Origin of the sequence: Providencia sp. Me31A (assembly GCF_050487165.1) — a bacterium.
Lineage (GTDB): Bacteria > Pseudomonadota > Gammaproteobacteria > Enterobacterales > Enterobacteriaceae > Providencia.
Window position 1 is genome coordinate 23,466 of the sequence record NZ_JBKQGZ010000007.1, and the last position, 12,759, is coordinate 36,224.

Annotated in this window: 14 protein-coding genes; 4 read left to right on the forward strand and 10 right to left on the reverse strand. The window is 38.6% G+C overall.

Going from position 1 to position 12,759, the window contains the following annotated elements:
- Nucleotides 1-43: 43 nt before the first annotated feature.
- Together ACLPIE_RS07080 and ybjG are read right to left on the reverse strand one after the other, a co-directional pair.
- Nucleotides 44-1,360, reverse strand: a complete 1,317-nt coding sequence (locus ACLPIE_RS07080; RefSeq protein WP_430260821.1) for a serine/threonine transporter — start codon at nucleotides 1,358-1,360, stop codon at nucleotides 44-46.
- An 849-nt stretch (nucleotides 1,361-2,209) separates the two neighbouring features.
- Nucleotides 2,210-2,818: an undecaprenyl-diphosphate phosphatase gene (gene ybjG / locus ACLPIE_RS07085; protein WP_430260822.1), complete on the reverse strand. Its 609-nt coding sequence runs from the start codon at nucleotides 2,816-2,818 to the stop codon at nucleotides 2,210-2,212.
- Nucleotides 2,819-2,991: 173 nt separating this feature from the next.
- On the opposite strand from ybjG, the gene ACLPIE_RS07090 reads away from it, so the two are divergent.
- Nucleotides 2,992-3,420 carry a secondary thiamine-phosphate synthase enzyme YjbQ gene (locus ACLPIE_RS07090; protein ID WP_430260823.1) on the forward strand — a complete coding sequence of 143 codons (429 nt, stop codon included), beginning with the start codon at nucleotides 2,992-2,994 and terminating at the stop codon, nucleotides 3,418-3,420.
- A 244-nt stretch (nucleotides 3,421-3,664) separates the two neighbouring features.
- Here the strand turns inward: ACLPIE_RS07090 and ACLPIE_RS07095 are convergent, their stop codons facing one another.
- Nucleotides 3,665-3,928 carry a GrxA family glutaredoxin gene (locus ACLPIE_RS07095; protein WP_430260824.1) on the reverse strand — a complete coding sequence of 88 codons (264 nt, stop codon included), beginning with the start codon at nucleotides 3,926-3,928 and terminating at the stop codon, nucleotides 3,665-3,667.
- Nucleotides 3,929-4,086: 158 nt separating this feature from the next.
- Between ACLPIE_RS07095 and ACLPIE_RS07100 the strand changes: the two genes are divergently transcribed.
- The 3 genes from ACLPIE_RS07100 to rlmC all read left to right on the forward strand — a co-directional run bounded on the left by ACLPIE_RS07100 (nucleotide 4,087) and on the right by rlmC (nucleotide 6,253).
- Nucleotides 4,087-4,422, forward strand: coding sequence for a YbjC family protein (locus ACLPIE_RS07100; RefSeq protein ID WP_430260825.1), 336 nt, complete (start codon nucleotides 4,087-4,089; stop codon nucleotides 4,420-4,422).
- 175 nt (nucleotides 4,423-4,597) lie between these two features.
- Nucleotides 4,598-5,113 (forward strand): YbjN domain-containing protein, encoded by a 516-nt coding sequence (locus tag ACLPIE_RS07105; protein ID WP_430260826.1) that lies wholly within the window; start codon nucleotides 4,598-4,600, stop codon nucleotides 5,111-5,113.
- 6 nt (nucleotides 5,114-5,119) lie between these two features.
- Complete coding sequence (rlmC, locus tag ACLPIE_RS07110; RefSeq protein ID WP_430260827.1) at nucleotides 5,120-6,253, forward strand: 23S rRNA (uracil(747)-C(5))-methyltransferase RlmC; 1,134 nt, start codon at nucleotides 5,120-5,122, stop codon at nucleotides 6,251-6,253.
- Nucleotides 6,254-6,510: 257 nt separating this feature from the next.
- On the opposite strand, the gene ACLPIE_RS07115 is transcribed toward rlmC, so the two are convergent.
- The 7 genes from ACLPIE_RS07115 to ACLPIE_RS07145 all read right to left on the reverse strand — a co-directional run bounded on the left by ACLPIE_RS07115 (nucleotide 6,511) and on the right by ACLPIE_RS07145 (nucleotide 12,433).
- Nucleotides 6,511-6,825: a hypothetical protein gene (locus tag ACLPIE_RS07115; RefSeq protein ID WP_430260828.1), complete on the reverse strand. Its 315-nt coding sequence runs from the start codon at nucleotides 6,823-6,825 to the stop codon at nucleotides 6,511-6,513.
- Between the two features lie 168 nt (nucleotides 6,826-6,993).
- On the reverse strand, nucleotides 6,994-7,662 hold the full coding sequence (artM, locus tag ACLPIE_RS07120; protein ID WP_430260829.1) for an arginine ABC transporter permease ArtM: 669 nt from the start codon (nucleotides 7,660-7,662) through the stop codon (nucleotides 6,994-6,996).
- Complete coding sequence (gene artQ, locus ACLPIE_RS07125; RefSeq protein WP_430260830.1) at nucleotides 7,659-8,399, reverse strand: arginine ABC transporter permease ArtQ; 741 nt, start codon at nucleotides 8,397-8,399, stop codon at nucleotides 7,659-7,661. Before artQ ends, artM begins: the two co-directional genes overlap by 4 nt.
- A 12-nt stretch (nucleotides 8,400-8,411) precedes the next feature.
- Nucleotides 8,412-9,155, reverse strand: coding sequence for an arginine ABC transporter substrate-binding protein (gene artJ, locus ACLPIE_RS07130; RefSeq protein ID WP_430260831.1), 744 nt, complete (start codon nucleotides 9,153-9,155; stop codon nucleotides 8,412-8,414).
- Nucleotides 9,156-9,173: 18 nt separating this feature from the next.
- Nucleotides 9,174-9,902, reverse strand: a complete 729-nt coding sequence (gene artP, locus ACLPIE_RS07135; protein WP_430260832.1) for an arginine ABC transporter ATP-binding protein ArtP — start codon at nucleotides 9,900-9,902, stop codon at nucleotides 9,174-9,176.
- 98 nt (nucleotides 9,903-10,000) lie between these two features.
- Nucleotides 10,001-11,482 carry a DUF2867 domain-containing protein gene (locus ACLPIE_RS07140; protein WP_430260833.1) on the reverse strand — a complete coding sequence of 494 codons (1,482 nt, stop codon included), beginning with the start codon at nucleotides 11,480-11,482 and terminating at the stop codon, nucleotides 10,001-10,003.
- 51 nt (nucleotides 11,483-11,533) lie between these two features.
- Entirely contained in the window at nucleotides 11,534-12,433 is a 900-nt protein-coding gene (locus ACLPIE_RS07145) for a LysO family transporter (RefSeq protein ID WP_430260834.1), read from the reverse strand.
- Nucleotides 12,434-12,759: the final 326 nt, after the last annotated feature.

Below are 12,759 nucleotides of genomic sequence, written 5' to 3' on the forward strand. Positions count from 1 at the left end.
TCAGGTAGCTTTCGGATATAGCTTAGCTACCTGGGAGCTTCAATTAAAAGAATAGCTTATATGTTGCTGCAGAGATAGCGACCAGACCCATAATTACGATAAATACATTGCTGATTTTGCCTGAATATTTACGCATTGCAGGGACTTTGCTGATGGCATACATCGGCATCAAGAACAGTAAGATGGCGATGATGGGGCCACCAAGGCTTTCGATGATATCCAGTACCCCTGGGTTTAATGTCGCCACTAACCAAGTTGTGACTAACATGAAGATGGCAGTACCGCGATTTAACTTACGAATATCAACGGTTTTACCTTTTGCTCGATACGCACGTTCAACTAGGCCGTTGAAACCTTCACGTGCCCCTAGGTAGTGGCCTAGGAAAGACTTAATGATTGCGATGAATGCAATGATTGCAGCGGCATATTTGATGAATGGTTGATCAAAGTAGCCAGACAGGTAGTCAAGGATACTGATGTTTTGTGCTTTCGCTTGTGCAAGGTCAGCTGAAGATAAGGTAAAGACGCAGCTGATCACGAAGAACATGACTGTCAGTACCATTAAAATATGGGCTGAAGCAAGTATTCTTGAACATTTTTGTTCGGCGGCATCACCGTACTCTTCACGTTTTGCTACAGAGAAAGCCGAAATAATTGGCGAATGGTTAAATGCGAATACCATCACAGGGATAGTTAACCAAATGGTGATCCAGATACTTTGCCCGCCAGTATTTTTAGTCGCTTCAGTGATACCTTCCCATGTTAATGTATTGAGGACATCACCGCTCCAGTGAGGGATCATATACAGTGAGAATGCAACCAGTACCGCGATAAATGGGAATACCAGCATACTCATGACTTTAACGATATATTTTTCGCCAAAAGAAACAATCGCCATAACCCCACCGACAAGGATCAGTGCTAATAACCAGCGAGGCGGTGCGCCAACGCCGAGTAATTCAGTGAGGAATTTATTTACGTTATTGGTAATGGATACACCATAAACAAGAAGAATAGGATAAATTGCAAAGAAATAAAGCAGTGTGATCCAGTTACCCGCCATACGACCAAAGTGTTCTTCAACGACTTCAGTAATATCACCGTCAGGCTTTGAACCAGAAAGAACGAAGCGTGTTAATCCGCGGTGAGCAAAAAATGTCATTGGGAAGGCTAATACCAGCATCAGTAAAACAGGTAATAAACCGCTCATGCCTGCATTAATTGGCAAAAACAACACGCCAGCACCGATAGCTGTACCATATAAACCCAGCATCCATACTGTGTCAGTTCTGCGCCAAGCAGTGCAATTTACTGTTTGCGAGGCTGTTTTGTCGATGGAATCAACTTTTGTTGTATCCATAATAGTCTCCGAAAATTTAAGTCAAAAAAACATTTAGTGTGTAACGTTCAAATGCGTTACGACGTTTTAATCTTTTGGTACGAACAATCACTCAATAAAATTGCTTTCTTTTACGTAACAATCTGATTGAAAATAAAACTAAAATTAACTGTAAATTTATTTTCAATCAGTTTTGTAATTTTATCAGCAAAGTTTAAATATGGATTTTGAAAGTGTGAATTTATATTTTACCAGAATAAAATGCCGTGATCACTATCTCAAAAGAGAAATATCCCCTAAAATTATCGGTATTCAATGTATTTTATAAAAATGTTAAATAAATTTGTGTTAAGTTGATTTTTTTACCTGTATTTATGTTGATTAAATAAATACTAAATAAGTTAAAGATGAATGAAATTAATTATTATAGAAAAACATTATTATATTAATGATTAAAATCAGTTAGATTAAAATATAGCCCATGAAAGTAAAATTATTAATATTTACTATAATTACCCTGCTAGTTGAAGAATGATAGAAAGTTATAATTACCTGATAAATAAGTATTTATTTTGTTTTTGATAGATGATTTAGTACGTGATTAATTAATGATTCATTAGGAAGGTAAAGAAATATATATTAATTATTTCTAGAGATTTTAAGATAGAATGAAGTTACTTTTTTTGCATCGGAAAAAATAATTAAAAATCGTAACAAAACATTTGTTAATTAATTGTTTTATTAATCCCATTGATAATTCAAAAAATTTAGTTAACCAAAAATAAAAAACAAATATAAACTTTGATTTGGCTCAATTTTAAAATGGTTAAAGTACCAACGTTAATTAACGCCAGTACTTTATATTGGCGGTTATGGTTGGAACCAGCCTTTGCGTATTAAAGAAGCAAACACGAAGTGATAGAGGCGAGTAATCGGTTCTTGGATTTTATTTGCGCCTATCGACCAGACGATTTGTGAAATCCCGCACGCTACGATGGCTAGTATAAAAGCCCCTGCCATGTCTAAAGGCCAGTGGACACCAAGGTAGATCCGTGACCAAGCAATTACAATGGCTGGAATTATCATGACTAAGCCTACCCAAGTTCTTAGCCAAAAAAGGAAAGCAAAGGCGAAGGTGAAGACGATAGTACCATGATTGCTTGGAAATGATGGGGTTGGCTCATGATCAGAAAAATTAGTGCCGATACCCATCACAAATGGGCGATCATGTGGGGCAATATAGCCAATTAACCAAGAAATGGCTAAGCCTATGACAATCGCAATAGCGGCTTTACAAGCAAAAGCACGTTGGCGAGTCATATTTTGCTGGGCACCCCAAAACCAACACGCGACAGTGAAAAGAGGGAAGATAAGAATTAAACGTTTAGCAATAACATTGGCCATCGCTATCGTTCCACTGGCGGTCTCTGGTGCGGCGTTGATCAGATTAAAAAGATCAATATTTAGTTGTTCCAGCACAGTTTCAGTACCTCGGACAGATAGTTAGTAATAAAAAGGAGAGATTAAAGTCTCTGGCTTAGCAGGTAAAGCCCTTTTATCTTATTGTTGCAACTTTGCGGGACAAATTTACTTGCGGTTTAAAAATGACTCAATAATTATTTAGCTTGGCCATATAAATAAGGAGAGCAGCCATGTGGTGGCAAAAAGAGATACAGCTCAATGCAAGAGAAAGAGGTTTTCACCTAATCACAGAAGAGATTCTCAGGCAGTTACCGGAAATCAGCTTAATTCAAGTTGGTATAATGAATATTTTTATTCAGCATACCTCAGCATCTTTGACAATTAACGAAAATGCGGATTATACGGTTCGGGAGGATTTTGAATGTTTTTTTAATCACGCAGTTCCGGAAAATGAACCTTACTATAAGCATGATTATGAAGGTAGCGATGATATGCCTGCCCACCTTAAAAGTAGTTTACTTGGTTCAAGTTTAACCATCCCTATAACGAAAGGGTGTTTAAATATGGGAACATGGCAAGGTATTTATTTGTGTGAACATCGAAATTATGGGGGAAAACGAAAATTAATCATCACGTTGCAAGGGGAGCTAACCCGTTAAAAATAAAAAACCCGATAGCATGAAAACATAGAGTTGGCTATCGGGCTCGTCAATATGGGGACATCAAAGAAAAGCAGTGGCATAAATTAAGACTCCGGCTAAAAAAAAAAGTTCTTCAAATGATGAAAAAAAGCACATTTTTTTATGAAATTTAATTTAAATAGCACAAAAAGAACAAAAAGCTGTCACTTGTAGCAAAAGTGAGCAGCTTTGTTTATTAAGAACTAAAAACTAGGTAGGCTAATTATTTGTATAAATTCAAATGTTCTTTAGCGTAAGCTTCAAAATCAGTGCAGCCGCCGATGTGTTTTTCATCGATAAATATTTGAGGTACGGTTTCAACGGTTTTACCCACAGTTTTAGACAGGTCTTCTTTCGAAATGCCCTCAGCTTGAATATCAACATAACGGTAGTCAAAATCATCGCGCTCATTTTTCAGTTTTTCAGCGAGTTCTTTGGCACGAACACAGTATGGGCAGCCTGGGCGACCAAAAATAACAGTATACATAGTATCTCCTTTTATCTTGAATTCAAATTTGAGCAATAATGTACAATACTATGCCTATATAAGTTATGAAATAAAAGTCGGATTTTCCTGTTATACCTATAGGCATGACATATAATTTAGCGTCAAATAGGGTATAGCCATTGCCAAAGGGTAAGAATATGAGTAATAAACCGCAATCGAAAAGAATGATGCGTTCATTGGCGGATATGCCAAAACCAATATTGGTGCTAGAGGGAGTAGGGATTATTCTACTCATTGTTGTGCTACTAGTATTAAATGGCTATGTCACGTTACCTGAACCATTGATGCAGCAAGGAGTGATTGTCGCGATTATCATGGTTGGAATTGGGTGTTTACTTCCTGCTATAATCAACATCGTCTGGCGTGCGATCCACGGCTTGAGTTTTCTAGGAATTGATAATAGGCCAGAAAACCCAAAAGTAGCAAAAAAATCTGAGTCTGTTGATGGTAAAGATGATAAACCTGATGTTTAGTCAGAATAAACGCGGTTTTTCTGGTGTTTCTACCTACAATGTGTGAGAATTACTCACTTTTCTGTTAGGGGATATAAAGACTCTAACAACCTATTAGTGCGTTACTGTTTTGATGTTAACAGTTTGATTTTAAAAGTTTGAGTTAAAAAGTTTGAGTTTAAAAAGGTTATTGCCCATGGATTCTATTTGTTACCCTGACATCACCAAATTGCGTGAATGGCTAGACCAACTCAAAACCTCTTATTTCGAGTGTGATTCTTGCGCTGCGTTACATTTACCCCACATGCAAAACATAGATGGTATTTTTGATGCTAAGCTCGATATTTTAAATAATGTTTTGGTGCTATCCGCACTGGCTGAGTTAAAACCAACTGCTATTGTGACATTAGTGGCGAATATCAGCCAAATTAATGCCAGCTCATTAACCGCTAAAGTTTTCCTCGAAATTAATGATGAAAATTTGCCTAAGCTGATTGTTAGCCAATCATTTTCACTAGAAGCCGGTATGACGTATCGCCAGTTCTGTCATTTTTTACAGCAAGCGGAAGAACAAATTTCAGCTATTATTTTTGAGATTTTCAGCAATAATTTGCTCTATGCCAATCAAGATGAATTCAGCGAAGAAGATGATAGTACTGAAGACGGGACTGAACCTTCTTCTGATGATAAACCGTCAGTTATCCTCCACTAACTCAATATGTATTGTGAAAAATATCTCTCGGGGCAATGCCGTTCGTGCCAATGGCTGAGACTTTCACCTGAGCAACAAATTATCGAAAAACAACGCCAATTACAGGCGTTGTTGCCCGAAATTGGGGCCTCTGTATTTCCCCCCCCAGTCACTGGGCCACAAATTGCTTTTCGCAATAAAGCCAAAATGGTAGTTAGTGGAAGTGTTGAAAAACCAATTTTTGGTATTTCAGGTCGTGATGGACAAGGTACCGATCTCACTGATTGCCCTTTATATCCAACAGCGTTTTCTGATGTATTTGCGGCTTTAATCCCTTTTATCGCAAGGGCAGGTTTGACGCCCTACAATATTGAGCGTAAGCGTGGAGAGTTAAAGTATTTATTATTGACTCAAAGTTGGCACTCAGGGCAATTTATGCTGCGTTTTGTGTTACGTTCAGAGAAAAAGCTCCAGCAACTGAGAAACGCGCTACCTTGGTTGCAAGAAAAGTTACCTCAACTGGTGGTGATCACTGCTAATATTCAGCCTGTTCATATGGCGATACTCGAAGGTGAGCAAGAAATTTATCTAACAGAGCAACAAACGTTACGCGAAGAGTTTAATCAGGTACCGTTGTTTATTCGTCCACAAAGTTTTTTTCAAACTAACCCTGTAGTTGCAGCAAAGCTATACCAAACTGCAAGAGAATGGGTGAAAGAGTTACATATCGACAGTTTATGGGACTTATTTTGTGGTGTTGGGGGTTTTGGCTTGCATTGTGCTGAAAAAACAACCCATTTAACGGGGATTGAAATCAGTGCGCCAGCGATTGCCAGTGCACAACAATCAGCGAATGAACTTGGATTAAAGCATGTTGAGTTTAAAGCTCTGGATTCAACGGGTTTTGCCACGGCGAATCAGGATATTCCACAGCTTATTTTAGTCAATCCGCCACGTAGAGGAATTGGTAAAGAATTATGCGATTACCTTTCTCGTATGCAGCCTGAATATATCCTGTATTCTAGTTGTAATGCACAAACGATGGCTCAAGACATACAATTGTTGGCTGGCTATCAAGTCTGTAAGGTACAGTTGTTTGATTTATTCCCTCATACTGCACATTTTGAAGTGCTGACGTTGCTAAAACGTATTGTACAGTAAAAGCTATGTAATGGGCTTTACTGTACAATTAGCGATATAATATTCATTATGTTATCAAGGGAATATTAATTTAATTTTTAAATTAGAATGAATCCATAGATAATAATTCAAATTTATCTATATGATTTGGTGTGGCTTTATTACTATGATAGGAGAGTAAATCTTTTATATTTTCATAAAAATTACTTTCATCATCATATTTTTTTACCCCTCTATTAGGGGCGAAAAATTTATATATATAATTGTTTTTTTCGTGTTTAACTGAAATTGCCATTATAAGAAATTAATGAATAATAATCATTATTAGATTTTAATTTATTCTTTATTTCAGTTTTTAGCTCTTCAATAGTTGATTGGTTTCCCTCTATTTGTAAGTTTGCATAACTACAAATGGGTAGGGTTATATCATTGATTAAGCCAGAGTTTATATTTTTAGCTATGTTTTTATACACCTCAAATATAGATATAAATCCGAAAGCATTAGCTAGGGAAGTCTTAATTTTTTCATTATTTAATGGTGAGTTATATATTATTTTTTTTATTAAAGTATGTAAGCCGTTTTTCTTGCTCAAAAGAAATATCAAATTGAATTTTTTGCATAATAAACTCATTAATCATATCTATTTAATATGTTGAATTATTTCATTTGCAATTTAATTACTCTTTAAAAATTCGATTGAGTGAATAAAAAAGCTTGGTATAACACCAAGCTTTTTTTACTTGTCGGCGAGAAAGAAGAGCTAACCCCTGTGCTCAAATTCTAATGCTTTGTGTTCAATTAAACGCATTAGCACGGTTAAAATTGCATTAACCACTAAATAAATAATACCCGCCGCAACAAATGCCATCACATCCCATGTTTGACCAAAGATAAGCTGACTATATCCCATTACATCCAGCATGGTGATGGTACTGGCTAGTGAGGTACTTTTGAAAATTAAGACTACTTCATTGGAATAGGACGATAACGAACGTTTGAAGGCATAAGGCAAAATAATTCGCATGGTTTGCATTTTGCTCATACCAAGTGCTTGGCATGATTGCCATTGCCCAGATGGTATTGCTTTGACTGCACCGTGGAATAGCAAGGTGGAATAGGCGGCACTGTTTAATGCCAATGCAATCATTGCACAGACCCAAGGCGTAGAAATAAAGTCCCAGAACATAGGGTAATTTTGCAAAGATTTAAACTGGCTTGGGCCGTTATAAATTAAGAAAAATTGAACCAGCAATGGTGTACCGGTAAACAGTGTAATATAGATTTTTACCACTTGGGAAACGACGGGAGTTTTTAGCGACAAAATTAAGGTAAATAATGCAGCTAAGAGAAAAGCGACAATTAATGCGCTAAACGTCAGGGATAAACTGGTTGGTAGTCCCGGTAAAATTTTTAATATTAAATCCATCATTTTGATTCACCTCGCTCAAAGCGGGTGGTACGCAGCTCAATACGCTTTAACACCAACTGGCTAATTAATGTAATAGCAAGGTAAATCAAACCAACAATCGCATACCAAGTAAACGGCTCATGAGTGCGGTTTACAATGGTTTTTGTTTGTAACATCAAATCATTGACACTGATAAGCGAAACTAATGCCGTATCTTTCAATAATACCAGCCATTGGTTACCTAGCCCCGGTAGGGCATGGCGCCACATTTGCGGCATGATAAACCGAAAGAAAATGGTACGCTTATTTAAGCCTAATGCAAAGCCTGCTTCCCACTGACCATAAGGAACGGCTTTTAAAGCGCCCCTGAGTGTTTGAGAAGCATAGGAGGCATATAATAGGGCAAGGGCAACAACACCACAAATAAAAGGGGTATAGTCAAACTCCCCACTACCGGCAGAGAAAATACTTGGGTCGATTTGGATTGTGGTTTGCCAAAAGCCGAGGTTCAATTCAAAGCCATCACCAAGTAGGTTGATAAATTGCAATGTACCGAAGTAGACAAACAAAACCACTAATAATTCAGGTAAACCGCGGATCAAGGTGACCCAGCAAGTCCCTAAAAAAGTAATCGGCTTAAAGCGGACGGACTCCCATGCGGTAAACAACATCGCGAGAATCAGCCCCAAGATCAGCGCAGAAACGGCAAGGCCGACGGTAATACCGGCGGCACTTGTTAGAAATAGAAAGTTGCTCATTAATTATATCAATTACTGTTGAAACCATTTTTTGTGGATAGCATCATAAGTGCCGTCTGCTTTAACATCAGCTAAGGCTTTATTCATTCTATCCAACAGCTCTTTATTTCCTTTACGTACCGCAATACCTAAACCAATACCGAAATATTGTGGGTCAGTCACTTTCTCACCTACAGCGGCTAAGTTTTCGTTACCTTTAGCTTTTAACCACTCGTCAGCGACTGCGGTATCACCAAATACAGCATCAATACGACCATTTTGTAGATCTAGGATAGCAGATTGGTAGTTATCATAAGGAACTGTGGTCATGTCTTTATGTTGTTCCATGATATATTTTTGATGGGTCGTACCATTTTGTACGCCGATTTTCTTATTTTTTAACTGATCAACTGAAGTCACTTTATCCTTGATAGCGATAAATTCAGCAGAGTTAGGGTAATAAGTTTCTGTAAAATCAACTTGTTGTTGGCGCTCAGGGGTAATATCAATACCTGCCATCAGAGCTTCAAAGCGGCGGAATTTAAGGCTTGGGATCAAGCTATCGAATGATTGGTGAGTGAATGTACAAGTGGCATTCATTTTTTCACACATCGCATTGGCTAAATCAACATCGAAACCGACGATTTGGTTGTTTTTATCAAACATTTCAAATGGCGCATAAGTTGCTTCCGTTGCAAAACGGATAGTTTCTTTGTCCGCAGCAGTTGCAGATAGGGTTACGGCGCCCAGCAGCGCAGCGAATATAATTTTTTTCATTGCTTAATCCTATATCTATTAATGGGACAGATAATTTGCAAATGCTTTTGTTTGAGGTGCAGTAAAATGACTTGCATCCCCTTGTTCGACAATATGGCCGTTTTCCATATACACCACACGGCTAGCGGTTTTGCGAGCAATCTCCACTTCGTGAGTGACGATAACTTGCGTAATACCTGTTGCTGACAGTTCTCGAATGATGTCGACAACCTGTGCCGTAATTTCAGGGTCAAGTGCCGCGGTTGGCTCATCAAACAATAGAACTTGAGGTTCCATCATCAATGCTCTAGCAATCGCCACACGCTGCTGTTGCCCACCGGATAAATGCAGCGGGTAGCGGTCAGAAAATTGAGATAAACGTAAGCGTTCTAAGAGCTTAGTAGCTTTTGCATAAGCTTCTTGCTTTGATAATTTTAACACGCGGCAAGGTGCTTCAATCAGATTGTCCATCACACTCAGATGAGGCCATAGATTATATTGCTGGAAAACCATACCTACATTTTGGCGTAGTTCACGGATGGACTTTGCATCTGGTGTGGATGAAAAATCAAATTGTTGACCAGCAATATTCAAATGACCAGAACGTGGCATTTCTAATAAATTGAGAACTCGCAGGAGAGAGCTTTTACCTGCTCCACTTGGACCGAGTAATACCATCGTTTCCCCCGCAGAGCACTCTAGATTGATATCAAAGAGTGCTTGGTGGGAACCATAGAAACAGTTTATGTTTTTTAATTGAATGCTCATGCTTACCAATAATATCTTTTTTAACTACCTGTGATATTAATCCTGTAAGCATATTTATGCAATAAATTCTGCATAAAAATTTGCTTTTCACACTAAACTTATTCAGTTTTAGCGGTTTGTTGCTCTGCTTGCTGCTGTTTCGCAAGTTGTTTATCTCGTTCAAAAGCCAGTTCACTAATATGTTTCGCCATGCCTTTAAAGATAAACAGGTGGGCTGGCATCATAGCAAACCAATATAATAGACCACTGAAGCCAGCGGGGTGCCACCATGCCCTAACGTCGATAGAACGGCGATTTCCGCTGTCATGAATGGTGAATGTAAGACGGCCTAAACCGGGGGCTTTCATACCAAATAACAAACTAAGTTGTTTATTGGGTTCAAGGTTTATCACGCGCCAGCCATCAATTTCGTCACCCAGTTGTAGCTCTTCGCGAGCAGGGCGGCCATATTTCACTTTATTCAACATCATATCATCCATAATAGCGCGCGTTTTCCATAGACCGTTAGCATAAAAATAGCCATATTTGCCGCCAATTTGTTGAATAACATGCCAAAGTGACTCACTACTTGCTGTTGTACCTAACGTTGAGCCCGCTTGTTTCGGATAGTAGCCATAGCCGGGTCTCCAGCGTTTTCGCACTTCAGGGTCATATCCCCAATCTGCATTATCAACGGCATCGGCTTCTTCTGCTAATGTTGCTCTTACAGCATCATCAAAGGAGATCAACGTTTGCGGGATTAATTCACGTAAGGCTTTGTCATCCGCAGGGAGGTCATATTGCAAGCCTTGGATAAGCTCTTTAGCAATTGAAGGGGGGACGGATGTAATTAAGCTAATAAAATGCACGGAGATCATACTGACAGGAATAGGAATTGGGATCAGTAAACGGCGTTTTCCACTGACTTTGATAAAACGCTTGAATAGCTCTTGATAACTAATAAATTCAGGCCCACCAGCATCGAAAATACGATTTTCTGTTGTAGGGATTTTTGCTAGTTGCGTTAGGTAATGAAGGATATTCGACAGAGCAATGGGGGATGATTTTGAACGTACCCAGCGTGGTGGTGTGAGGATTGCTAGATTGTACACCATATCGCGCATGATTTCGAATGCCGCTGAACCTGAGCCCACAATAATAGACGAACGAATTTCAGTGACTGGGATTTGGCTTTCACGCAAGATATCCCCAGTTAAGCGTCGAGCAATCAGGTGGGGAGAATAAGTATGGCCGTGTTGTAACGCACTGAGATAAATAATGTGCTTGACCCCTGACCCCTCAAGGACTTGTTGTACATTGCGCGCAGCAGCTCGTTCACGCTCAATAAGATTGGCTTGATCAGCCATGCTATGAACAAGAAAATAGACAATATCAATATCTTGCATCACGCCTTTTAGTGTTTCGGGGTCATGAAGGTCAACATAGACACATTGCGTATCCCGCCAACCTTGGGATAGCATCCAATCTACACGGCGAGCCCCTGCGATGACATCGTAGCCTTCCTCAATGAGCTGAGGTATGAGATTTTGTCCGATATAGCCGCTAGCGCCCAACACCAAAACACGTTGTTTGTCTCTCATGTTAATTTCCTGTTTCACGCAAATTAACGGCTATTGTGACTGAAATTTTACCTATGTAAAGAACGCCATTAAAATTGGCGTAATAAGACTAAGTACGAAGCCATGAACAATGGCTGCTGGGACAATTGACACACCACCACTGCGTTGTAAAACGGGGAGGGTAAAATCCATGGATGTTGAACCACAAATACCAAGAGAGGTAGAGCGATAACGGTTAATAATCAAGGGGATCAGCATAATGGCTGCCAGCTCGCGAGCCAAATCGTTGAAAAAAGCGGCACTGCCCATTACTGGGCCATAAGCATCGGTTAAGACAATCCCTGTAAGTGAGTACCAACCAAAACCAGAAGCCAGTGCTAAACCCATTTTTATAGGAAGATCAAGTAAGAACGCAGCTAATGCACCGCCAGCTAAGGCACTTATCGCCATGACAAATGCAATCGTCGTACCGCGGCGATTGATTAATATTTGTTTGATACTCATCCCACTGTTACGTAATTGAATACCAACGAGTAACAACAGCAGCATTAGTGCGATTTGGCTACCCTTATCGGCATAATGTAGGAAGCTAAATCCTGTTAACCCAACCACAAAGCCCAATAGCAGTACCCCACAGAGTTGTAGGGATTCAAGAACCATTTTGACCCTTGATGGGGGTTTTTCTTGTTTATGCTGTGGAATTTTCCAAGGATCGACTTTATCGAGTAATAACAGAGAGATAAGATTCAAAGAAAATATGCAACCAAAAAAGGTAACGGCGTAAATTAAAATAGAAATTAAGTGAACACTTAAGTTTTCAAGTAGTGCAAGAGTTATTCCCATTAGGAATAAAATCACATATACCATTGAGTTCAGTGATTGGTGCACGCGATGAAGAATAGGTTTGCTTTTAATAGGAATAAGATAACCAAATGTTAATGGCAAAAGAATGATTAAGAGTCCTGAATACATGGCGCATCCTTAAAGGTTATCCCATAGACTAAGCTAATTTAAAAAAGAGTCATACTTATTTTTTAAATTTAAGTTATTGCAGCATAAAATTGATTTAACGCACAGTGCTAAACCCTATTTTAGGGGTAAAATTTTTTTATTGGTTAATTAGCTAAATTTAGGTCAAAAATACTAAAAATAAAAGTTTTACTATTTTATAACACTGTAATTAGATGCTCAACACAGTTAGCTATTTTGTTATGACGATTTTTATTTTATATACATATTTATAGTAAATAAGTAGGTTAATCGGTAAGCTCTAAATATTATTCTTTTGTATGTTCAAC